The sequence below is a fragment of the Zophobihabitans entericus genome (assembly GCF_011745665.1).
GTDB lineage: Bacteria > Pseudomonadota > Gammaproteobacteria > Enterobacterales > Orbaceae > Zophobihabitans > Zophobihabitans entericus.
Genome location: NZ_CP050253.1, coordinates 2235284 through 2260153 on the forward strand (window position 1 = coordinate 2235284; position 24870 = coordinate 2260153).

The following is a 24870-nucleotide window of genomic DNA, read 5'->3' on the forward strand; positions in this document are numbered from 1 at the left end:
ATATGGAGTAATGTTTGTTATGAGATATTTAATATAATATCTATATCATATTAATTTATATTAAGATAATTTTTCTATATAGCAGAAGAATATTGAATAGGTAAAAAGAGATACTGATAGAAAGGTTTAGATGATATTTTTTAAGTAAAGCCCATCATTTTATTCATCTATGATGGGCTTGTTAGCTATTTAAATTATTTATAGCGACTTTCTTTAAAAGTAGCAGACAAACATTTATTGTCTCTCATAGGTTCTCAAGAACTCTGCTGATTTAGCAAAATCACCCGTTAATGGTCTGTCATAATCAATTACATCAATCAGCTTTCGGTATTCGTTATACAGTTTAGACGTTGCCGGTGACATATTAAATTGACCACTTTTTTCTCTTCTTAAATCAATCGCTTGAGCTGCGTGGAACAGCTCAATACCATAGATTTGATATAAGTTATCAACCTGATGTTGAACTTTTTGTACCACATAAGGTGCATTAGTCGCAGCATCTTCAACCTGACCTTCTACCGGCGTGGTATTAAGCATTATAGGATTAGACAGGAACATATTTTCACCTTTAAGTGCAACTAATGGGTTTTGCATTGCACCCAGTGCATGAACAGTATTTTTAGTACCAAGGAAACGAGTTAAATGGCTAAAATATTCATCACTCAGACGAAGTGTTCTTTGTGTTGCTACGTTAGAATTTGCACCCACAGTCAGAGATAATCTTTCCAGTCCAACTACCCAAATTAATGGATCAAAGTTAGCGGTTGGAACAATCGCGCCACCACCCTGAATCTTAAATTTCATCTCCATTGGTGACAGGCTATTCGCTTTAGGTGAAATCAAAATACCTGGATTATCATCAGAAGAATTAAATTGAATGTTCATATCTTCATTTAGTTGATCAAAGGCCTGTTGTAATACAGCAATATAATACACAGAATCTCTGACACTTAACGGATCTTGTAGTACACGATCATCATTGACCTGCCATAAGTAACTACCTTGCAATAGATCACGTAGTTCTGCAGAAGTAGATACAAAGTATTTAAATGGACGAAGCTCATTAGCTTCTGCAGAGAATGGTGCAATATTACCGTTGATCGCTTCAAGCGTTAACGCATAATTCAGTTTTGAAATTTTTAATAAATGCTCAACATCAGCAAGTAGCAGGGCAGTAAGTGCTGATGAATAAGCATTGGAGCTTAAAATTGATAGCGCATCTTTACCAAAAAGTACGACAGGTTTAATGTTTTCTGCTTTAAAAGCATCTGCTGCCGGAACAATTTTACCCTGATACCAGACGTCACCTCTTCCCATCATCGCCAGACCAACGTGACCAAGAATCGTAATATCAGCCATACCAGTTGAACCTTTAGATGGAATAACCGGTAAGACATTTTGATTAAGCATTGTTTGTAGCATTTGTACAATTGATTCCTGAACACCACTACCGCCATGAAGCATGTTGTTCAGACGTGCAGCGAGTACTGCTCTGGTGGTTCTGATGTCTGCCGGTGCGCCTAAACCGCCACTATGTGAGTTAATCAGTCCGATATTAAATTCTCTTGAAGCGTTAATCACTTCTTCACTTAATTTGCCTTCAGCATTAACCATTTGGTGGTCTTTATTCATCCCCACCCCAACCGTTAATCCGTAAATTTCATGGCCAGTTTCAGCGCCATTAATTAAGATTTGATGAGAAATTTTAACCCGTTCCAGTGCTTGTGGCGCGATTTTTACTTCTTCACCGTCAGCAATTTTAACGATATCGGTATATTTGACTGAGTTTCCATCTAAAGTAATAGTGGCGGAAGCGAAGGTAGTAACGGAGAGAAGAACAGATGCAAAAACAGCTTTACAACTTGTGGCTAGGGTACTCTGATACAACTTATGCATAACTACTCCTGATGTTAAGTAAAAAATACTAATTCAAGTAACTGTTAATTATAAGTAAATAAAGTATACCCACAACCATGTATATAACGATGTGTGATATATGTTGTAAAAAATTATTAAATATCAATATAAAATGACGTTCAAACAAATAAATTAACGGCAGGGATTGAGGAATTTTTGACCAGAAGTGTTAGTATTTAGTCAAGATATTTACATAAAAAATGACCGGTTTTACCCGGTCATTTTAAGTGAATTATTTCATCGCTTTGATTGCAGCTTCAACACCTGCACCATATTCAGGATGAACATTACGGAATAGTTCAATTTGACGTTTTTGAATTTCTTCTGGTACCTGACAAAGCTCACCAGCAATACGTTTAAACATACGCTGATGCTCTTCTGCACTTAATAGATTATAAAGTGCACGTGGCTGGCTGTAATAGTCATTATCATCTTCACGATGGTTCCAGTGATCAGCAGCGCCACCAAGATTTAGTGGTGGTTCGCTAAAATCACGTTGTTCCTGATACAGACCATAGCTATTTGGTTCATAAGTTGCAGTATTGCCACTGTTACCATCAACACGCATAGCGCCATCACGGTGATAGTTATGGAACGGACAACGTGGTGCATTCACCGGAATTTGATGATGATTTACACCTAAACGATAACGCGCGGCATCACCATAAGAGAATAGACGACCTTGTAACATTCTGTCAGGAGAGAAACTAATACCTGGTACGACGTTAGCCGGATTAAATGCTGCTTGCTCAACTTCTGCAAAATAGTTTTCTGGATTGCGATTCAGCTCAAGAATACCCACTTCAATTAATGGATAATCTTTATGTGGCCAAATTTTAGTTAAATCAAATGGATGATAAGGGACTTTGAGTGCATCTTCTTCTGGCATGATTTGTACATAAAACTTCCAGCTTGGGAATTTACCTCGTTCAATATGATCATACAGGTCACGTTGTGAACTTTCTCTATCCTGACCAATTAAAACTTCAGCTTCATCATCCATCAGATTCTTAATACCTTGCTGAGTTTTAAGATGGAACTTAACCCAATAACGTTTATTATCAGCACTGATAAAACTAAAAGTATGACTACCAAAGCCATGAATATGACGATAAGATTTTGGTAAACCACGGTCACTAAAATCAATAGTTAATTGATGGAGAGATTCGGGTAATTGAGAGAAGAAATCCCATTTATAAGTTGCACTACGCAGGTTAGTACGAGGATCACGTTTTACCACATGGTTCAGATCAGGGAATTTTAGCGCATCACGGAAGTAGAAGACTGGAGTATTATTACCAACTAAGTCCCAGTTACCTTCTTCAGTATAGAACTTCATCGCAAAGCCACGAATATCACGTTCTGCATCAGCAGCACCGCGTTCACCGGCAACAGTTGAGAAACGGATAAATAGATCAGTTTTCTTACCAATTTCAGAGAAAATCTTAGCTCGAGTATATTTAGTAATATCGTGGGTAACAGTGAACGTTCCGTAAGCACCAGAACCTTTAGCATGCATACGGCGTTCAGGAATCACTTCACGGTCAAAATGAGCCAGCTTCTCAAGAAACCAGACATCTTGTAACAGCATCGGGCCACGTGGGCCAGCAGTGACTGAGTTATTGTTATCAACAACAGGTGCTCCAGCTCCAGTCGTTAGTTTCTTCTTCTCCATGTTATCTCCTATATCAAGTTGAGTTAAACCGTAGAAACATATTCACGCCGAATGATTACCAGAAATATGTTTCTTATTAATCGTTCACATGTATTTAAACTGTGTTTTTCCCTACCAGTTAACGACATTTGAATACAAATGTCATCCTTTATCCTTGTTACTTTATGAAGAACAAACAACCCATATTCTCTTAGCATCGAGTATATTGTGATGTAAGTCAAATAGATAAGTAGTAAATGACCAATTTTTTCTTAAATTCCACTCATTATAATAGATAAAAACTATGCTGAATATGTACTGATATATGGTAAAAATCAATCAGCTACCTGAATATCAGAGACTAATAATAAATAAGTTTCGTTCGTTATTTTTTTATAGGATAAGTGAGGAAAATAATACTATTATTGAATGTTTTTAGTTATTTTATTTCTGATAAGAAAAAGTAAAATTTCCTTAAAAAACATTGGGTAAATAATATATTAATGAATAAAAAAGAGATTTGTGATAACTGTCACTGTTTTTATTAAAAATATAGCTAAACTACTTGCGACTATAGTACATTGTGTTGCTATTTCGGAGGGTTAGAGTATGAACCTAATTTCAAATTTACATCCTTCTTGGGTTACCCTCGATCATCGTATTGCTTTTTACTTTCCTGAATAATTCCTCGTTTTTATTTTGTGTCTTACTGACACGATTCATTAGTTTATTTGCGTGAATTTATCATCGTGTTGAATATTTCATTTTGCACGCTGTGATGAGTAGTTGTTTGCGTTAAATAGCTAAAGATCTACCAGAAGTTCTCTATAAACATTTGTTTTATTAACAATACTGTCCGCCTGTCTTCTTGACGACCGGGGTATCTAATTAATTATTAATTGGAGGTATTGATTATGGCCATTAAGTATTTTCCTGAACCGTTCCGTATTAAATCTGTTGAACCTTTACGCATGCTAACCCGCGCTGAGCGTGAACAAAAAATCAAAGAAGCAAACTATAATTTATTCTATTTGAAAGGTGAGGATTGCTATATCGATCTGTTAACAGATTCTGGTACTAATGCCATGAGCCAGGAGCAGTGGGCAGGGGTTATGAAAGGTGATGAAGCCTATGCTGGTGCATCAAGTTATTACAAATTAGTGGAGGCGGGCAGAGATATTTTTAATTATGAATATATTCAGCCGGTACATCAGGGTAGAGCGGGGGAGAAAGTGCTTTTTCCTCTCTTTTTATCCAAGGGCAAAGTAGCTATATCCAATATGTTCTTTGATACAACACGAGCTCATGTTGAACTCGCTGGCGCCAGAGCTATTGACTGTGTCATCGAAGATGCTAAAGATCCGGCTAAACGCGTTAAATTTAAAGGGAATATGGATGTTGCTAAACTGGAAGCCTTAATTAAAGAACACGGTGCTGAAAATGTGGGACTGGTCGTTATGACTGTCACAAATAACTCAGCAGGTGGGCAGCCGGTTTCCATTAAAAATATCCGCGAATCCGCAGCGGTGTGTAAAAAGTATCATATTCCATTCCATATTGATGCAGCTCGTTATGCTGAAAACGCTTTCTTTATCAAACGTGATGAAGAAGAGTTCAAAAATACTTCAATTAAAGACATCATCCGTGAAACATTCAAATATGCAGAAACCTTTACTATGTCAGCCAAAAAGGATGCCATTGTTAATATGGGGGGCCTGATTGGTGTAAAAGATGGTAATTCTGATTTAGTGCTAAAAATTAAAGCTAACTGTATCTCCTTTGAAGGATTCTTTACTTATGGTGGACTGGCCGGGCGTGATTTAGAAGCGCTGGCTATTGGTCTATATGAAGGTATTGATGAAAGTTATTTACAATATCGTAATGGTCAAATGGAATATCTTGCTTCACGCCTTGATGATGCCGGTATTGCTTATCAGGCACCAATTGGTGGTCATGGTGCATTTATTGATGCTAAAGCGATGTTCCCAAATATTCCATATTATGAATTCCCGGGACAGGTGCTGGCAATAGAACTTTATAAAGAAGCAGGTATACGTACCTGTGATATTGGTTCTTATATGCTGGGAAATGATCCTGATACCAAAAAACAGCTAAAAGCAGATTTTGAGTTTACGCGTTTAGCAATTCCACGCCGTGTCTACACTCAGGCTCATATTGATATCATGGCTGATGCCTTGATAGAGATTAAACAAAATGCACATAAAATTACATCCGGCTATAAAATTACCTGGGAGCCACCTATCTTAAGACACTTCCAGGCACATTTAGAACCTGTGAAAAAATAACATTTAACTACGATACATAAATATATTAAGCAGTAGATCATTTGTAAAATATCAGCAAATGATCTACTGAGAGGATATCTGTATCTGTTTTTCTGGCATAAAATAAATTTAAACGTGATTGTATCTTATTAATTAATAAAAGATATTTTCATAAAGTTATTATAAACATGATATTGTCAGGAGAAGTTATGTCTAATTCATCTCCACAGCGTTATCACTCTTCCAAAGGTTCTCTGTTTGGTGGAGCAATGATTATCGGCGCAACTGTCGTTGGTGCCGGAATGTTTTCATTACCTATTGTGATGGCTGGCTCCTGGATATTTTGGGGTGGCCTGGTTTTAGTGTTAACCTGGTTTTGCATGTTAACGTCAGGAGCAATGCTTTTAGAGGCTAATCTACATTATCCTGTAGGATCCAGTTTTAATACGGTAGTTAAAGATTTGTTAGGTAATAAATGGAACGCATTAAATGGCTTTACTGTTGCATTTGTACTTTATATTTTGACCTACGCGTACATTTCGGCAAGTGGTTCTGTATTAAGTTTAACCGCGATTGATAAATTTGGTATACAAATTCCAGCCAGAATTACCGGGACTCTTTTTGCTCTGGTATTTGGCTTTTTTGTATGGGTAAGTACAGCTGCTGTCACACGTGTTGCGGCTTTTGTTTTAGGTGTCAAAATTCTTACTTTCTTTTTAACGTTTGGAAATTTACTTGGACAAGTCGATCCTTTTATTTTACTTAATGTTAATGAGGTTGATGCAAGCTATTTTCCTTATGTACTTATGATATTTCCTTTCTGTTTAGCTTCTTTTGGTTTCCACGGTAATGTCCCAAGTTTAATGATTTATTACGGTAAAGAACCAAGGAGGATTTTTAAGGCATTACTTTTTGGTTCACTGATTGCGCTGGTGCTTTACGTAATCTGGTTAATTTGTGCGATGGGAAATATACCAAGACCTGATTTTAAACCTATTATCGCTGGCGGTGGAAATATTGATACTTTGGTTTCAGCTTTAGGCGGAGTGAGTGAGAAAGGATGGGTACAGATTGTGTTACTGGTATTTTCTAACTTTGCTGTTGCCAGCTCATTTTTGGGTGTCACGCTTGGGTTATTTGATTATATGGCTGATTTGTTTAAATTTGATAATAGTCCGATTGGTCGTCTTAAGACTGCTTTGGTCACTTTTATTCCACCTGTTTTAGGCGGGCTGATTTATCCTAATGGTTTCTTATATGCGATTGGATTTGCTGGACTGGCTGCAACGATATGGGCTGTTATTGTTCCTGCTTTATTAGCACAAGAATCCAGAAGGCGCTTTACTGTCTCGACATTTAAAGTCTGGGGTGGAAAGGTCATGATATATATTGTGCTGCTGTTTGGCATTATTAATATTTTGGCCTTTGTATTATCAAGTCTGGATTTACTACCGGTGTATTAGCCTGGGTTATGAAGTTTTTGCAAAGAAAAGTTTTGAGTTAAACAGTTAATCAATTGATTGAGAAGTTTAACAGGATGTTATTTTAACTGAATCTGAAATTAAGTGAGGTAGTCATTATGAAAAAGATTATTAACACAGATAAATCACCAGCTGCAATTGGGCCTTATGTTCAGGCTATTGATTTAGGGCAATTCTTATTTATGTCCGGACAGCTACCTATTGACCCGGTAACAAATAAAATGCCTGCTGATGTGAATGAGCAGACCCAACAAAGTTTAGCTAATATTAAAGCGATTTTAACTGAAGCTAACTATGCTGTAGCTGACATCATTAAAACCACGATATTTTTAGCTGACATGAATGATTTTGTAGCGGTAAATACTATATATGAGCAGTTTTTTACTCATAATAAGGCCTCATTTCCGGCACGTTCCTGTGTACAGGTGGCTCGTTTGCCTAAAGATGCTAAGGTTGAGATAGAGATAATCGCATCAAAATAGTGTTGTTTTTAATAATCATCAAGAATGAAATGATAAGAGCCAGTCACCATCAGGGTGACTGGTTTTTTATTTATTATTAAATCAGAGTAATTATGACGGTAATCAGTTATGATGTAGCGCATATTTTACTGACTTGTTTTTATAAAAAACATTAATAATCTAAAGAGCTACTGTGGATTTATTATCTTTCTCATCATTACCTTTAAAAAAACCGTTACTGGATAATCTCCAGTTGATGGAATTTTCTTCAATGACACCTATTCAGGCACAATCATTACCATTAATCTTAACTGGCAAAGATGTTATTGCCAAAGCAAAAACCGGCAGCGGTAAAACCGTGGCATTTGGTTTAGGAATTTTATCTAAACTGAATGTTGAACAATTTACCACACAAGCACTCGTGATTTGCCCGACAAGAGAGCTCGCTGATCAGGTTGCAAATGAAATTCGTCGTTTAGCGCGTTTAATGAATAATGTTAAGGTATTAACACTGTGCGGTGGCGTGCCAATAGGACCACAAATTGGTTCTTTAGAACACAGTGCTCATATTATTATTGGGACTCCTGGCCGTTTGGTTGATCATCTGCAACGACAATCCCTCGATTTAAGCCATTTGAATCTATTAGTTCTTGATGAGGCTGATCGAATGCTTGAGATGGGTTTTGAAGATGATATTGAGCGTATTTTGACTAACTCTCCTGTATCTCGTCAGACATTATTATTCTCTGCGACTTATCCGGACAATATCATGCAAATGAGTAAACGAATGCAGAATTCTCCGGAGATGATTTCAGTTGATGAGCAAAATAATGAAATTGAACAGTATTTTTATGAGATTGATAATTATCAGCGCGATCAGGCATTAGCGAAAATTATTAATCTAAATCCTTGTGAATCAACTATTGTATTTTGTAATACTAAAATTGCGTGTCAGGAAGTTGAAGCATATTTGAATAAACAAGGTTTTAGTGCCATTGCTTTACACGGTGATTTGGAACAGAAGGAAAGGGAACAAGTCTTGTTTCAGTTTGCTAATAAAAGTCGTGCTATTTTAGTCGCCACAGATGTTGCCGCTCGTGGTTTAGATATCAAAGAACTGGATGTGGTGATTAATTATCAGATTACGCCAGATCCTGAAGTGCACGTTCACCGGGTTGGGCGCACAGGTCGTGCGGGTGCAAAAGGTTTAGCAGTAACGCTTGTTGCAACTAATGAAATCCAAAGAGCAAATATGATAGAAGAAGTGCTAAACAGTAAGCTAGTCTGGCAAACATTACCTAATCTAACTATCGATTCTGCAAATATTGTTCAACCAAATATGCAAACCATTTGTCTGACTATTGGACGAAAAAATAAAATAAGACCTGGCGATATCCTTGGAGCGTTAACAAAAGATGCCAATTTAGATGGCAAAAATATTGGTAAAATTAATATTACCGAACTCTATACTTATGTTGCTATTCATCATAATACCGTCAAACAGATGCTAACTTACTTTAAGGATGGAAAGATTAAAGGTAAAACGGTTCGGGCTCGGAAGTTATAATGCTTGATACAAAATAGAATAATGATTGGTGCCTGAGGCCGGACTCGAACCGGCACACCCGAAGGCGGTTGATTTTGAATCAACTGCGTCTACCGATTTCGCCACTCAGGCATAAAGAAGTGTGTTTGGGTAAACTGCACAAATTATACCCGCCTAAGATTTCCTTTCAACTGATTATTCCTGATTTAATTATTAATTGCATGAAAATGCAGCATTGATTAGAAATCTTGAATATTTTTGCTATGATATAGCCAAACCTATAACTCTCTATTAGGAATATCGTGATGTTTAAAAATGGAATTGTGATTGGTAAATTTGCACCGCTTACTCGTGGACATATCAACCTGATTAATATTGCTGCATGCCAATGTGAGCACTTAAAAGTGATCATTTCTTATGATCAGCGCTGGGTTGATCAGCAAAATGTCCGTGATCGCAAGAGACTCGGGCTTAAGAATCGCAAAAAGTGGTTGCTGCATACTTATCAGGAGATTAAACATATCTCAATCCATGTTATTGATGAAGCAGATATTCCGTCTTTCCCGGATGGCTGGAAGGAGTTTGCCGGGTTATTACAACCATTTGTTGGTGAAGATTGTGCTATTTTCTCTGGTGAGCCAGAAGAGGTTGCTCAGCTAAAACAATATATCCCAAGTATTACCCCAGTGATTGTTGATTCTCATCGTACTCGTGTTCCCATTTCTGCCACCATGGTGCGTGAAAATATCTATCAAAACTGGGATTATATTCCCTCTATTGTACGTAAAGATTACACCATCAGTGTCTGTCTAATTGGGCAGGAAAGTACCGGTAAATCAACCATGGCGATGATGCTGGGTAAATTATTTAATACCAGCTGGACAGAGGAGTACGGGCGCACATTCTCTGAAAAAGAGCTGTTTATGGATGAGTCGTTGTATGAAAGCTATGATTACGCCAAAATTGCCTATCGTAATAAAGAGCTGGAAGAGCAAGCCTTAAAGAGTGCCAATAAAATTGTCTTTATTGATACCAATGCCTTTATTACTGAGTACTATCATCGGTTATATGAAGGTGTAAGTAACCCAATTGTGACAGCAATCGCCGCCAGCGAGCATTATGACTATGTCATTCATTTAGCACCCACCGTGAAATGGGTTGATGATGGCTTGCGTGTTAACTCTGACAGAAGTAAAACATCACCACTGTTTGAATCTTTACTAAAAGAGTTCCCTAATCAATTACCACAAGGCAGAACATTGTCTATTACATCAGATAATTATCTGGAACGTTTTATGCAGGCAGTTCAATTCGCAGATAAGATTCTGGAGACGGTAAAACAAGGTAAGTATTAATCTCGTGATTGCTTTAAAAATAAAGGCTTTGATTTGATTCAAAGCCTTTTTATATTCTACAGTTTTTGAAAGTCGTTAGCGCTTCTTCTTTAACAAGAATATGCTGATTAATAAAAAGACAGTACTAGTGAGCAGGGCACCAATGATTGGATTAAAGCCAGCAACCACACTAAGTTGAGAGAAGACACTATCAGCTACGTAAAAGATGAACCCTCCAGTGATACCCGCCAGAACTCTTGCTCCCATTGATACAGAACGCAGTGGCCCAAAAATAAACGATAATGCCATAAGGGTCATTACCGCCACAGATAATGGTTTTAACAGTTTTTTCCAGAACAGTAATTTATAGTTAGATGCATCCTGTCCGGTACTTTCTAAATATTGCGTATATTCATATAAGCCACTGGCTGATAAAGAGTCAGGGTCTAGCGCAACAATGCTTAACTTATCAGGTGTGACATTGGTATTCCAGCGTTTATTTAACAAAGAAGTTCCCACTACGCGTTCCGGATTACTTAAGTCAGTTTCTTCAACTTGCATCATAGTCCATGTGCGATCTTTATAATAAGCATAAGCAGCATAAGTGAGCTTAGTCAGACGATCATTTTCAACTGTATAGATATTTAAATTATTGACTGAATTATCACTATTAACCCGACCAATATGAATAAATGTTGAACCATCTTTAGCCCAGACACTGCCCTGACTGGAGATAATTGAACTGCCATAAGTTCTTTCTGAACGCATACTTCTCGCTGTTTGTTCACCAATTGGGGCTACCCATTCTCCAATAGCCATTGTTAAAAGAACCAGCGGAATTGCTGTTTTCATGACTGCTTTGGCAATTTTAATACGGCTAAAGCCGGCTGTTTCCATAACAACCAGCTCACTTTTTGATGCCAGCATACCCAGGCCAATGAGTGCGCCGAGTAGTGCCGCCATCGGAAAGAAGAGCTCAATATCTTTAGGTACCATTAATAGCGCATATAGCCCAGCTGACAGTGCGTCATAGTTCTCTTTAATTTTACGTAATTGATCAATGAAACGAATGATGCCGGATAAGCTGACCAGCATAAACAGCGTAATACCGATAGTACCAAGAATTGTTTTGCCTAAATAGCGATCTAAAATTCCAAACATTACGCTAATCCTTTTATTCTAAAGCGAATCTTACGCATAAACAGGCTATTCCAGAGATTAATCGCGATGGCAAATAAGAAGTAGGCACCATTAACTACAGACATCCAGAGGACGGGATCAAGTCGTCCTTTTATCGCGTTTGCTTTAATGGCACTTTGTAACAGGAAATAGACCAGATACAGCAAAATAGCCGGTAAGAAGTTAGCCACTTTACCCTGACGGGGATTAACGGCACTGAGAGGAATTACCATAAAGGCCATCAGAGGCACGGATAAAATCAGTGTAATACGCCAGAAGTACTCAGTTTTGGCTCTTTGTGACCAGAGAGAGCGCAGCTCCGAGAAGCTTAACTGTTCAACATTACTGTCTTGTATACTGGAATCTATATCAACAGCTTTTGGCTGAATAATAGCCTGATAATCTTTAAATTCAGTAATTCTAAAGTCACGTAGTTGGGCGGTACCTTCGTAGCGGGTGGCGTCATTAAGCAGAATAATCTGGTTACCGTCTTTATCCTGAGCGATATGGCCTTTGCTAGAAATAATAATAGAAGGTCGCTGCGTCTCAGAGTTATTCATCTGAGCAATGAACACATTTTCCAGATTATTTCTGTTCACATTCCCTAAATATAAAACGGCATCACCTTTGGGAGAATGCTGGAATTGACCGGCTAATAGACCAGCTAAACTAGGATTGGCTTTAGCATTTTCAACCAGTTGCTTTTGCTGATACGCTGACCATGGCCCAAACCAGATGGAGTTAGTGAGAGTTAAAAGGCCGGTAACAATAGAGAGAAATAGCACAACATGATAAAGAAAACGCTTTTTTACCCCACATGCGAACATAGCCACCATTTCACTTTCTAAATACAGACGTCCAAAGGCGATTAAAATAGCCAGAAACAGACTAAGTGGCAAAATGAGTTGTGCCATCTCAGAAATCCCGAGCATAAGTAAAGGAAATATCAGGTTATTAGGAATATCACCTTCAACCGCACTGGACAAAATACGGATCAGTTTTTGTGAAAAGAAAATAAGTAACAACACGAATAGAATCGCGAACTGTGTTTTTAGTGTTTCTTTTACGACATATCGGGTGATAATCACATCAAGGGCCTGTTACAAGAGAATAATTAAATTAATGTCAGATATTATAGACTGAAATTACCTGATCTTACATACATTTTTTAGTTGCTAACATTGTGGCAAACTATAGAATAAAGGAATCAATGTTAAGGAGATAACAATGAAATTTTCAATTATTAGTGAAATTAAAAAACAAAAGATACCGTGTTTAGTTGTTGGGTTATTTGAGTCTGATAAATTATCACCCGCGATCAAACAACTGGACACCATTAGTGAAGGCTGGATTAGTCAACTGATTAAGAAAGGAGAAATTAGTACTAAACTAGGTGACACAACTCTTCTTTATCAGGTTCCTAATCTGCTTGTTGATAAATTGCTTTTTGTTGGCTGCGGTAAAGAAGCTGATTTTAATGAGAAAGAGTATAAACAGTTTGTCATTAAAGCAACCGGACAGATTATTACTAAGCAAATTTCTGATGTTGTCTTCTTGCTCTCTGATTTAAATAAATCTAAAGGTTATCAATTTGCTCGTCAATTAGTTGAAGAAGTTCATCAACAAGTGTACCGCTTTGACCAGTTTAAAGTGAAGAAAAAACAACCAGCTATTGCATTAAGTTCAGTGAAACTGGCAATTTCTGGGTCTAAAGAGAATATTAAACAAGCTAAACTGGGTTTAGAGCATGGTCTGGCTATTAGTTCTGCAATCAATGCTACTAAGGATTTAGCAAATTTACCGCCTAACATCTGTAATGCTGCTTACTTAGCTGCACAAGGTCAGCAACTGGCAAAATCTCATACCAGTATTAAAACGACTGTCGTTGGTGAAGCGGGGCTGAAGAAGCTTAAAATGGGTGCTTATCTTGCTGTTGGTGAGGGTTCAGCCAATGAATCTATGATGACTATTATGGAATATCAGGGTGCAGCTAATAAAAAAGCGAAACCAATTGTTTTGGTCGGTAAAGGATTAACGTTTGATTCAGGTGGTATCTCAATTAAGCCGGCTGCTGGCATGGACGAGATGAAATATGATATGTGTGGGGCCGCTTCTGTTTTTGGTGTTATGCAGGCAATTGCAGAGCTAAAACTGCCAGTCAATGTGACTGGTGTGATGGCAGGTTGTGAAAACATGCCAGGTTCTAAGGCTTATCGCCCGGGTGATATTTTAACTACCATGTCAGGTCAGACTGTTGAAGTGATGAATACTGACGCAGAAGGGCGTTTAGTACTTTGTGATGTGCTAACTTATGTTGAGCGTTTTAATCCTGAAGCTGTGATTGATATTGCCACACTAACTGGCGCTTGCATTGTCGCTCTTGGTCATCACTATACCGGTGTTATCGCTAATGATGATGAACTGGCGGCGCGTTTAGTGACTGCTTCAAAACAAGCCAGTGACAAAGCATGGCAGTTACCAATGGATGATGATTTCCAGAAGCAAATTGATTCTCCATTTGCTGATATGGCTAATGCTGCCGGACGTGATGGTGGTACAATTACTGCTGGTTGTTTCCTTGCTCGTTTTACCGAAAAATATCAATGGGCGCATTTAGATATTGCGGGTACCGCCTGGAAGTCAGGTGCTGCTAAAGGTGCGACAGGTCGTCCGGTAGCGATGCTGGTGCAATATCTGCTTAACCGTGTCGGTAAAAACTAAGGTGTAACAAGATATAATGAAAAAAGTCCTGTTCTATCTGTTCGAAGACGCTGCTAATAGTAATGCTGTTAGCGGCCAGCTTACGCCTGAAGAAATTTATGCCTGCCAGAAAGCCATTGAAGCGTGGAAGAATAAAGTCCGTGTTTTGATCGCCTGTCAGTCTCAGACTCAAGCAGAAAAGATAGATGAATATTTGTGGCAACTCAATACTGAAGACTTTGTTCCGCATAATCTAGCCGGAGAAGGGCCAAAAGGTGGTGCCCCGGTTGAAATCTGCTGGCCACAAAAAAGGGGGAGTGGTGCTCGTCAGTTATTAATTAATTTGCAAGATGACATTCCTGATTTTGCAGCATTTTTTAGTGATGTGATTGATTTTGTGCCATCACCGGAGCAACAAAAGAACTTAGCCCGTGAGCGTTATAAATCATATAAAAATCTTGGGTTTAATCTAAAAACGATTCCGGTTGTTAAATCATAAGTTTTGAGTGATAAATACTGCATCTAAGTCTTGTTATTTGGCTCTTCGATTAAATAAAAGACAAAATTTCTTGATCACTAAACATCTTATCGAATTTATAGTAATATATTCAGCAATTTTTAAATAAATCCGTAAATATCAAATACACAATAAACTGGCATAGTTTAAGTTTATTATTTGTCTGTTACTTTTAACTTGATTAGTCACGATAAACATGAAAAAAACATTAGATAAAACATATAATCCGTCAGAGATCGAACAACCTATTTACCGTCACTGGGAAGAGAGCGGTTATTTTCGACCAAATGGCGATAAATCTCAGCCAGGTTATTGTATTGCTATTCCACCACCAAATGTCACCGGTAGTCTGCACATGGGGCACGCGTTCCAGCAGACGATTATGGATGCGTTAATTCGTTATAATCGTATGCAAGGTAAAAATACTTTATGGCAGTCAGGGACTGACCATGCAGGTATTGCTACTCAAATGGTGGTTGAGCGTAAACTGGCAGCAGAAGAGAATAAAACCCGTTATGATTTTACTCGTGAAACATTTATTGAACGTATCTGGCAATGGAAAGCAGAATCTGGCGGTAGCATCACTCGTCAAATGCGCCGTTTAGGTGACTCTGTTGATTGGGAGCGTGAACGTTTTACGATGGATGAAGGCTTATCTAATGCGGTTAAAGAAGTCTTTGTTCAATTACATAAAGATGGGCTTATTTATCGTGGTAAGCGCTTAGTTAACTGGGATCCAAAATTCCGTACGGCTATTTCTGATCTGGAAGTCGAAAACAAAGAAGTTAACGGCTCAATGTGGCATTTACGTTATCCGCTTGCTGATGGCGCTAAAACGGCTGATGGTAAAGACTACCTTATTGTGGCAACTACACGTCCGGAAACTATGCTTGGTGATACTGGTGTTGCTGTAAATCCTGAAGATCCGCGTTATAAAAATTTAATTGGTAAATATGTTACTTTACCACTGGTTAATCGCCGTATTCCAATTATTGGTGATGAACACGCTGATATGGAAAAGGGTACCGGTTGCGTAAAAATTACTCCAGCTCATGACTTTAATGACTATGAAGTAGGTCGTCGTCACCAGTTACCAATGATTAATATCTTTACTTTAGATGCTGATATTCGTGAACAGGCACAGGTATTTGATACTCATGGTCAGGAAAGTGATGTGTACTCAGCTGAATTACCTGCACAGTTCCAAAAACTGGAACGCTTTGCTGCACGTAAAGCGGTGCTGGCCGAAATTGAAGCACTTGGGCTGCTGGAAAAAATTGAACCACATAATTTAACAATTCCATATGGCGATCGTAGTAGTGTGGTTATTGAGCCAATGCTGACCGATCAGTGGTATGTTAAAACTAAACCACTGGCAGAAGTTGCCATTAATGCAGTAAAAGATGGCCAAATTCAATTTGTACCAAAACAGTATGAAAATATGTATTTCTCCTGGATGAATGATATTCAGGATTGGTGTATTTCCCGTCAGTTATGGTGGGGGCATCGTATTCCTGCCTGGTATGATGAACAAGGTAATGTTTATGTTGGACGCAGTGAAGAAGAAGTGCGTAAAGATAACAACATTGCGGCAAACGTTGTATTAAATCAAGATGAAGACGTACTTGATACCTGGTTCTCATCGGGTCTTTGGACATTTTCAACGCTTGGCTGGCCAAATAAAACGGATGACTTAATGACATTCCATCCAACCAGCGTACTGGTGACAGGCTTTGATATTATCTTCTTCTGGGTTGCACGTATGATTATGCTTACGATGCACTTCCTGAAAAATGCTGATGGTACGCCACAGGTTCCGTTTAAAACGGTGTATGTAACTGGTCTTATTCGTGACGAAGAAGGTCAAAAAATGTCTAAATCTAAAGGGAATGTTATTGATCCTTTAGATATGATTGATGGTATCTCGCTTGAAGAATTACTGGAAAAACGTACCGGTAATATGATGCAGCCACAACTGGCAGAGAAAATTCGTAAACGTACCGAGAAACAATTCCCAACAGGTATTGAAGCGCACGGTACTGATGCTCTTCGTTTTACACTTGCTGCGCTGGCATCAACGGGCCGTGATATCAACTGGGATATGAAACGTCTTGAAGGCTATCGTAACTTCTGTAATAAACTATGGAACGCTAGCCGTTACGTAATGATGAATACAGAAGGGCATGACTGTGGCTTAAAAGGCGGGGCGATGGATTACTCTCTGGCAGATAAGTGGATTCTGGCTGAGTTTAATCAAACAGTGAAAGAGTACCGTGAAGCACTCGATACTTACCGTTTTGATATTGCTGCAGGTATTTTATATGAGTTTACCTGGAATCAATTCTGTGACTGGTATTTAGAGTTAACTAAACCTGTGATTGCAAATGGTTCAGCTGATGAACAACGCGCGACAAGACATACACTCGTGACTGTGCTTGAAGCGTTACTACGCTTAGCACATCCAATTATTCCGTTTATCACCGAAGAGATCTGGCAAAACATTAAGCCACTTAAAGGGATTACTGCTGATACAATCATGCTACAGGCAATACCTGAATTTGAGCATAAATGGGTTAATGAACAAGCCGTTGAAGATATTAACTGGATTAAGCAAGTCATTATTGCTGTGCGTAACATTCGGGCTGAAATGAACATTGCACCAAGTAAACCACTTGAGCTGCTTATTCGTGATGCTTCGCCGGCCACACATCGTCGAATCAGTGACAATGTCACGTTTATTGAATCTTTAGCTCGCCTGTCTGAAATTGTTATTTTAGAGAATGGTGAGAAAGGGCCACTATCTGTGACTAAGCTGGTAGATGGTGCAGAGTTACTGATTCCAATGGCGGGTTTAATTGATAAACACGCCGAGTTGGAAAGACTGACTAAAGAGATTGCCAAAGTAGAAGGTGAAATCAGCCGTATCGAAGGTAAACTATCTAATGCGAGTTTTGTTGATAAAGCACCTGAAGCTGTAGTAGCTAAAGAGAAAGAGAAGCTACAAGGTTATGCAGACGATAAAGCTAAACTACAAGAACAATATACTGTTATAAAAAATATGTAATAAAATCAACTGGTTATAATTTCAACTAAACCACCTTATTTTTAAGGTGGTTTTTTATCTGTCAAAATTAAGTGGATGATTATGTTTGAAGATATTCTAAGAGGTGCCATTATTTCCGGTAGCCTGATTATAGCCATCGGCGCCCAAAATCTATTTGTTCTGAAGCAGGGATTAATGAGAAACCATATTTTTTGGGTTTCATTGATCTGTTTTTTATGTGATGCCATCTTAATTAGTATTGGTGTACTTGGTGTAGGAGGTATTATCAGTCAGAGTACGATTGCCACTATCGTTTTAGCCTGTGGTGGAGCAATCTTTTTGCTCTGGTATGGTTTTAATGCGTTTAAGAGCGCCTATAAAGGCAATAGTTTTATTGATTTATCAGATAAAGATCTACGCAATAAAACCCCTCTGGCTAAAATTATTTTAGCAACACTGGCGATTACATTACTTAATCCACATGTTTATTTAGATACAGTTGTGATTATTGGTGGTATTGCCGGAACATTATCTTTTGAACAAAAAGCCTCATTCTTAATTGGTGCCGCTTCAGCTTCTTGTATTTGGTTTTTTGGATTGGGTTATGGTGCGAGACTTTTAACGCCAATGTTTAGAAGTAAAAGAATGTGGCAAATTTTAGATATTTTTGTCGGCTGTGTAATGTTTTTTATCGCTTATGGGCTAATTCGCTACGCGATAAGTATTATGTAGTTTAGTTTTTAAATATTTTATGACTGTTATTAAAAGCTAAAAGAGCGACTTGGTCGCACAAATGAAGACCTGTGATGTTATTAGCAGGGCTTTGCGGGGAGCACGCCCCGCGCACGTGTTTTAGTTTGTTATTAGCATTGGGTTAGGGGCGGACTGCACCGCCCGTGCGCAATGTTTTTGGTGATATTGCTTGTTCCGTGGGCTTGATGGCTGACCATACCATAGAGGCGCCCGCTCGGGGACTCGCTAAGACCTCTAAAGTATGGTTTCCATCAATCAAGGCTCTGGTGATGTCTCAAAATAGTTTCTCAATATCAAGAAACTACTATTTGAAAGAATTTGGATAAAAAAACTCTTAAATTCTTAAATTCTTAAATTCTTAAATTCTTAAATTCTTAAATTCTTAAATTCTTAAATTCTTAAATTCTTACAAGTATTTATTTTCTCTGTGTTGAATGTCAACAGAATAGGTTTTATTCTTTTTTAGCTACATCTCAGATGCAGTGATTGATGGAGAGTGTACCTCATAGGTCTTAGCGAGTCCTCGAGCGGGTGCCTATGGGGTGCGGTAGGCCATCAAGTCGCACTGAACCTGCAACCACATCAATAAAACATCACGCACGGGGGCGTGCTCCCCCAATAAAACCCTGCTAATACAAACTCAAAACAAAAGCGATGACGAAAGGATGGCACTGTCTGCCACAACCGAATGTTGATAAAAATAACGACACAAAAAACACGTACGCGGGGCGTGTTCCCCGCTAAAAAACCGCTAACAATACGAAACCAAAATATCGTAATAAAAAAAGAGCGCTAAATAGCGCTCTTATTATCATCTATCAAAAATCACTTAGGCAAAGCATAAGCAATCACATAATCCCCACGTTCAGGAGATTGTCTTGCACCACCAGCAGAGATCACGACATATTGACGACCTGTAGCAGGAGAGACATAAGTCATCGGCGTACCCTGACTACCAACCGGCAGACGAGCTTTCCAGATTTCTGCACCTGTTGTGCTATCAAAAGCACGTAGATAGAAATCTTGTGTACCGGCGAAGAATAATAGACCTGATTTAGTCGCCATTGAACCGCCAAGTGTTGGCATACCAATTGGCATTGGCAGATGCATCGGAATACCAAAAACACCTGTATCCATCACAGTACCAACTGGAACCTGCCATGCAATTTGTTGAGATCTTAAATCGATAGCCGTCATCGTTCCATAAGGCGGAGCCTGACACGGAACACCAATCACTGACATAAAGCGTTTACGCATTGCACCAAATGGTGTGCCTTCTTGCGGTACAATACCCATCTCAATACCGCTGGCATTTTGTGGGATTTGATCACGCGGAACCATCCAATTAGTTAAACCAATACGCATATCATTAACAAACATATAGCCTGTGGTCGGATCAACTGAAACACTTCCCCAGTTCATACCTCCTAAAGAGCCCGGGTACTGCAATGTTTTATTCATTCCCGGAGGAGTAAATAACCCCTGATATTCAGAGCCAACAAAGTCGATACGACAGAGTAATTGGTCAAATGGTGTAGCTCCCCACATATCAGCTTCTGTTAAAGTTTCATTACCAATTGATGGCATACCAACAGAATACGGCTGAGTTGCTGAATATCGTTCACCTTCAACATTACCTTGTGGTACCTCAATTTCCTCTACTTCGGCAATTGGTGTACCTGTCTCACGGTTTAGTAAGAAGATTTCACCCGATTTTGTGGTTTGTACTAAAGCCTTCGTTACGCCACCCTGACCATTTGGAATATCGTACAACAATGGTTGAGAAGGTAAGTCATAATCCCACAAATCGTGATGCACAGTCTGATAAACCCAGTCTACACGACCACTTTGACGATCAAGAGCGACAACTGAAGAGTTATGTTTCTCATCTGTCTCAGTACGCTGTGCACCATAGAAATCTGGTGTCGGGTTACCTGTTGCAGCATAGATTTTATCTAAGTCTGGATCGTATGAAAGGGTTGCCCACACATTAACACTGGAACGGGTATAAACACCATCAGCAGGCAGATTAGTTGTTGCTTCATTACCCGGATCCCATGCCCACATTTGTTGACCTGTGATCACATTAAAAGCTCGTACAACACCACCTGGTTCATCGGTTGAGAAGTTATCTGCCACGCGTCCACCGATCACAATCATGTCTTTAGCCACAAGCGGAGCAGCAGTTGGCTCATAATAACCTGGTTTGATTTCTCCCATATGCTTGGTTAAATCGACCACTCCATGGTCACCAAAGCTTTCAATTAACTCACCAGTTTTGCTATCTAGCGCCACTAAACGAGCATCAATCGTATTCATAATAATACGGCTGGTTGTGGCATCTTCATAGTAACTAAGACCACGACAACGCTGCCAGTTGGGTGCTGTGGCATGTGGGTCATACTTCCAGCGCTGTTCACCGGTATCAGCATCAACAGCGTAGACAATATTGGTTGCTGTACATAGATAAACAGTATCTTTAATTTGCAGAGGAGTACTTTGATCTTCCGCACCAGAACCATTACTTTGTGGAATATCACCAGTACGGAATGTCCAGGCGACTTCTAACTGATTAATATTATTTTTGGTGATTTGTTCAGCACCGGAAAAACGTGTGCCTTTGGTGGTATTAGCATATTGCTGCCAGTCAGTTGGTAAATCCTTTTGTGCTACAGGTAAAATCTCAGGCAGCGCAGAGTTTGGTATGACGTTATGGCGCATAAAGCCAAGGCCTACTGAAATCACCAGTAGCAGGGCAATAATGCCACCAAGTTTATAACCACCGGCAGATGGTCTTAAAGCAACGGCTTTTCTGAGTGATGGGTAAGCAAAAGCAACCAACATAGCAATTCCGCCAAGGAAGGCGAGTCTTGATAAGAGTGGCCAGTACTCAAAGCCCACTTCCCAAATTGCCCAGACGATAGTCAGAACATAAGCAATGCCATACAGCCAGGCACCAAAAGGTTTAAGTTTAAAGAAGTAGTATCCGGCAACAAGCATCGCAATACCCATGATAGCAAAGTACCAGCTGCCACCCAGAGTAATTAAATAAACGCCTGCAATAGTAAAAAATAGACCGGATAAGATAAGTAATAAGCCAACAATCCAGGCAAATAACTTACCAATGCTACTTAGATTATTATTAATTCCCATAACGAAACTCCATCTCTAATAAAGGAATGATACAAAGTAGTAAGATATTGATAAATCTAGTATGTAAAAAGATATGTAACACTATTTTGTTTGATAAAAATGTCGAATAAACAAAATAGTAACTCCTATTCTAGAACTCATACCGTGTAAGTCAACCCGATAAAATACCAATTGAATTAATAAGTTATATTGATTGAAAAATTTTTTTGTGACGTGAAGCGTTGTTTTCAGGAGAGTTACGTAGATTTTTGATTCCAAAAGTCACATGATTTTAAGTACTTAATTTGACATATTATTTTTATAAAAAGATAAAATAAGTATAAGCATCTAAATTTCACACAATAAACACAGGAATATATTCTTAAATATTCAATTACCACCACTCATTTTACTCATCAAAAAATAGAATAGACCATTCTGTTTTTATCTTTATATCTGTTGTTAAAAGATATTTCTATTATTTTATCTAGATAAAATAAATTTCATATAAATTAATTAGATAATTTGATATATATCATTATTTTATCTGATATCTATAGACATGGAACCGGTAAATGAATTAGCATAGCAACCAGATAAAATTATCTAAATAATTACAAATATTAATAATAAATACTTACAGGTTTTATGGATGAAAATAGCAAAGTTATTAACCTTTGCTGCGTTATTTCCCGTGGCGGCGTTTGCTGTTGAGACGTCATGGAGTGATCAGCAACTTATTAATCAACAAGAACGACAAAAAGCATTAGAAGAACGCCTTAATGTAAGTGCACCTGATATTAGTTTATTACCTAATATTCCTACATCTCAGATTATCAGCTTTCCGGAGGAGTCACCTTGTTTTCAAATTGATCAGGTGATTTTAGAAAAGCGTGATGAGCTGCCGTGGTGGATAACACTCAATAAATTGGCCAGACAGGCAGAAGGGCATTGTTTAGGTTCTCAGGGGATTAATATCCTTATGACCGAGTTACAAAATAAGCTTGTCGGTCATGGTTATATTACCACTCGCGTTGTTGCTCCGCCTCAGGATCTCACTCAGGGTCAACTCATTTTAACACTGGTCAAAGGTGTGACTCGCTACGTGTATTACACGCAAGAAAGTGATCCTTATGCCAAACTGTCCACTGCGATGCCAGTGACAGAAGGGGAAATTTTAGACCTGCGTGATATTGAACAAGGTCTGGAAAATTTACAGCGTTTACCAACCGTGCGGGCTGAAATGCAACTGATTCCGGGTGATGAACCGGGTGAAACTGATATTGTTATTCACCGTGAACAGTCACGTTTTTGGCGTGTTGGTGCTTCTCTGGATGATTCAGGGACAAGAGCAACCGGGCGTTATCAGGGCGGACTGACTTTCTATTTAGATAACCCTTTCCAGTTAAGTGATTCTTTTTATGTCTCGGGCGGGCGAGATATTGATGGTGAAAGGGATCGCTACGGATCATATAACTATCTTTTCCATTATTCTGTACCATTTGGCTACTGGCAATTTAGCACTTCACTGAGTGGTAATAAATATTATCAAACAGTTGCGGGTATTCCGGTTAATTATGAATATAGCGGTCGTAGCCGTAATGCCAGTTTCCAGTTAAGTCGAGTCTTACATCGTGACGAAGCGCAAAAGACTACGTTAACTTATGGTATTAATCTTCGCCAGTCACATAACTATATTAATGATGAAGAAATAGAGATTCAAAAACGTAAAACCACCAGCTGGCAGCTAGGTCTGCAACATCGCCATTATATTGGTAATAATACTCTTAATTTAGGTGTGAGTTATCAGCAAGGAGTACGTTGGTTTGCTGCGCACAAAGCACCGGAAGAGTACATCGATAATGGTACGGCACTTTCACAAATATTTCGTTATAACTTAGGCCTTTCTGTCCCATTTAATCTCTCTGAGGCTAATTTTCGTTACAACTTAGATATTCAAGGGCAACATACCAGACGTGGTATGTTAACTGCACAGGAGCGTTTTTCAATCGGTGGGCGCTGGAGTGTGCGTGGATTTGACGGTGAACTTTCTTTATCAGCAGATCGTGGTATTTCTGTCCGTAATGAACTTTCATGGATCTTACCTGAAAATCAGGAACTTTATTTAGGCATTGATTATGGGCAGGTTTATGGGAATGCATCGGAATATTTACTTGGAAGACATTTAAGTGGTGCAGCTTTAGGCCTGCGTGGTTCATATTGGGGATTCTATTATGATGCCTTTGTCGGGACACCAATTTATAAGCCCGATCTGTTTAAAGCAGATGATGCAACCTTTGGCTTTAATATTAACTGGAGCTACTAACGATGTCTGAATATCAGGTTATTGCACCACTGTTTTTTAACTCTAAACATAGTGAAGCCGAATGTTTAGGTATTGCTACCTGGCTATGGATGCATTCTGAGAATCATAAATATACACCAATTTATGCTTTACCTACTCTAATTTTACCGGCCATTAAAAGACAACAGTTTATTCTGATCATAAAAGATAATAAACCTGTTTGTTATATGAGCTGGGCCAATATGAGTGAAGAGACAGAACAGAAGTATTTACAGGATAAGAGTGCGTTATCGTTAACTGAGTCTGATTGGTATAGCGGTACGCGTATGTGGGCTATTGACTGGATTTCTCCTTTTGGTGAAACGCAAAAACTGGCTTCATTCGTTCTTAAAGACATTTTACCTGATTTTTGTTTCAGAGCGCTTTCTCATCAAGGGAAAAAGAGAGGCTTTCAGATAAAATTTTTCAAAGGTAAACATGTCTCTAAAGTTCAGGCACAACAGTGGCAAATAAATAATCCACTAATAATTAATAACTAAAACAATGACAATTTTAGCAAGGAA

Annotated in this window: 17 protein-coding genes and 1 tRNA gene; 12 read left to right on the forward strand and 6 right to left on the reverse strand. The window is 38.6% G+C overall.

Features of this window, described 5'->3' with window-relative positions; genetic code table 11:
• Window positions 1-234: 234 nt before the first annotated feature.
• Window positions 235-1896: an HAL/PAL/TAL family ammonia-lyase gene (locus IPMB12_RS10170; RefSeq protein ID WP_166917315.1), complete on the reverse strand. Its 1662-nt coding sequence runs from the start codon at window positions 1894-1896 to the stop codon at window positions 235-237.
• A gap of 253 nt (window positions 1897-2149) precedes the next feature.
• Window positions 2150-3592, reverse strand: coding sequence for a catalase (locus IPMB12_RS10175; protein ID WP_166917316.1), 1443 nt, complete (start codon window positions 3590-3592; stop codon window positions 2150-2152).
• Window positions 3593-4180: 588 nt separating this feature from the next.
• Between IPMB12_RS10175 and tnaC the strand changes: the two genes are divergently transcribed.
• From tnaC to dbpA, 5 genes are all read left to right on the forward strand, one after another.
• Window positions 4181-4255, forward strand: a complete 75-nt coding sequence (gene tnaC, locus IPMB12_RS12295; RefSeq protein WP_166917778.1) for a tryptophanase leader peptide — start codon at window positions 4181-4183, stop codon at window positions 4253-4255.
• A gap of 230 nt (window positions 4256-4485) precedes the next feature.
• Entirely contained in the window at window positions 4486-5877 is a 1392-nt protein-coding gene (locus tag IPMB12_RS10185; protein WP_166917317.1) for a tryptophanase, read from the forward strand.
• Window positions 5878-6065: 188 nt separating this feature from the next.
• Window positions 6066-7319 carry a tryptophan permease gene (gene mtr, locus IPMB12_RS10190; protein ID WP_166917318.1) on the forward strand — a complete coding sequence of 418 codons (1254 nt, stop codon included), beginning with the start codon at window positions 6066-6068 and terminating at the stop codon, window positions 7317-7319.
• 116 nt (window positions 7320-7435) lie between these two features.
• Entirely contained in the window at window positions 7436-7819 is a 384-nt protein-coding gene (locus IPMB12_RS10195; protein ID WP_166917319.1) for a RidA family protein, read from the forward strand.
• A 172-nt stretch (window positions 7820-7991) separates the two neighbouring features.
• Window positions 7992-9365, forward strand: coding sequence for an ATP-dependent RNA helicase DbpA (gene dbpA, locus IPMB12_RS10200; RefSeq protein ID WP_166917320.1), 1374 nt, complete (start codon window positions 7992-7994; stop codon window positions 9363-9365).
• A 26-nt stretch (window positions 9366-9391) separates the two neighbouring features.
• Here dbpA and IPMB12_RS10205 read toward each other — a convergent pair.
• Window positions 9392-9476, reverse strand: a tRNA-Leu gene (locus tag IPMB12_RS10205).
• A gap of 173 nt (window positions 9477-9649) precedes the next feature.
• On the opposite strand from IPMB12_RS10205, the gene nadR reads away from it, so the two are divergent.
• Window positions 9650-10699, forward strand: a complete 1050-nt coding sequence (nadR, locus tag IPMB12_RS10210; RefSeq protein ID WP_166917321.1) for a multifunctional transcriptional regulator/nicotinamide-nucleotide adenylyltransferase/ribosylnicotinamide kinase NadR — start codon at window positions 9650-9652, stop codon at window positions 10697-10699.
• Window positions 10700-10774: 75 nt separating this feature from the next.
• Here nadR and lptG read toward each other — a convergent pair whose 3' ends face one another.
• Window positions 10775-11839, reverse strand: a complete 1065-nt coding sequence (gene lptG, locus IPMB12_RS10215) for an LPS export ABC transporter permease LptG (protein ID WP_166917322.1) — start codon at window positions 11837-11839, stop codon at window positions 10775-10777.
• Complete coding sequence (lptF, locus tag IPMB12_RS10220; RefSeq protein WP_166917323.1) at window positions 11839-12945, reverse strand: LPS export ABC transporter permease LptF; 1107 nt, start codon at window positions 12943-12945, stop codon at window positions 11839-11841. The genes lptG and lptF overlap by 1 nt, the downstream gene beginning before the upstream one ends.
• Window positions 12946-13084: 139 nt before the next feature.
• Here lptF and IPMB12_RS10225 point away from each other — a divergent pair, with 139 nt between their 5' ends.
• The 4 genes from IPMB12_RS10225 to IPMB12_RS10240 all read left to right on the forward strand — a co-directional run bounded on the left by IPMB12_RS10225 (window position 13085) and on the right by IPMB12_RS10240 (window position 18849).
• The gene (locus IPMB12_RS10225; RefSeq protein WP_166917324.1) at window positions 13085-14578 is read left to right on the forward strand and encodes a leucyl aminopeptidase; all 1494 of its coding nucleotides are present in this window, start codon (window positions 13085-13087) and stop codon (window positions 14576-14578) included.
• Between the two features lie 16 nt (window positions 14579-14594).
• Window positions 14595-15056, forward strand: a complete 462-nt coding sequence (locus IPMB12_RS10230) for a DNA polymerase III subunit chi (RefSeq protein ID WP_166917325.1) — start codon at window positions 14595-14597, stop codon at window positions 15054-15056.
• 214 nt (window positions 15057-15270) lie between these two features.
• Window positions 15271-18138 (forward strand): valine--tRNA ligase, encoded by a 2868-nt coding sequence (locus tag IPMB12_RS10235; protein WP_166917326.1) that lies wholly within the window; start codon window positions 15271-15273, stop codon window positions 18136-18138.
• Window positions 18139-18219: 81 nt separating this feature from the next.
• Window positions 18220-18849, forward strand: a complete 630-nt coding sequence (locus IPMB12_RS10240; RefSeq protein ID WP_166917327.1) for a LysE/ArgO family amino acid transporter — start codon at window positions 18220-18222, stop codon at window positions 18847-18849.
• Between the two features lie 846 nt (window positions 18850-19695).
• Here the strand turns inward: IPMB12_RS10240 and IPMB12_RS10245 are convergent.
• Window positions 19696-22023 (reverse strand): membrane-bound PQQ-dependent dehydrogenase, glucose/quinate/shikimate family, encoded by a 2328-nt coding sequence (locus tag IPMB12_RS10245; protein WP_166917328.1) that lies wholly within the window; start codon window positions 22021-22023, stop codon window positions 19696-19698.
• Between the two features lie 631 nt (window positions 22024-22654).
• Here IPMB12_RS10245 and IPMB12_RS10250 point away from each other — a divergent pair.
• Window positions 22655-24328: a ShlB/FhaC/HecB family hemolysin secretion/activation protein gene (locus tag IPMB12_RS10250; protein WP_166917329.1), complete on the forward strand. Its 1674-nt coding sequence runs from the start codon at window positions 22655-22657 to the stop codon at window positions 24326-24328.
• A 2-nt stretch (window positions 24329-24330) separates the two neighbouring features.
• Window positions 24331-24846 carry a toxin-activating lysine-acyltransferase gene (locus tag IPMB12_RS10255; RefSeq protein WP_166917330.1) on the forward strand — a complete coding sequence of 172 codons (516 nt, stop codon included), beginning with the start codon at window positions 24331-24333 and terminating at the stop codon, window positions 24844-24846.
• Window positions 24847-24870: the final 24 nt, after the last annotated feature.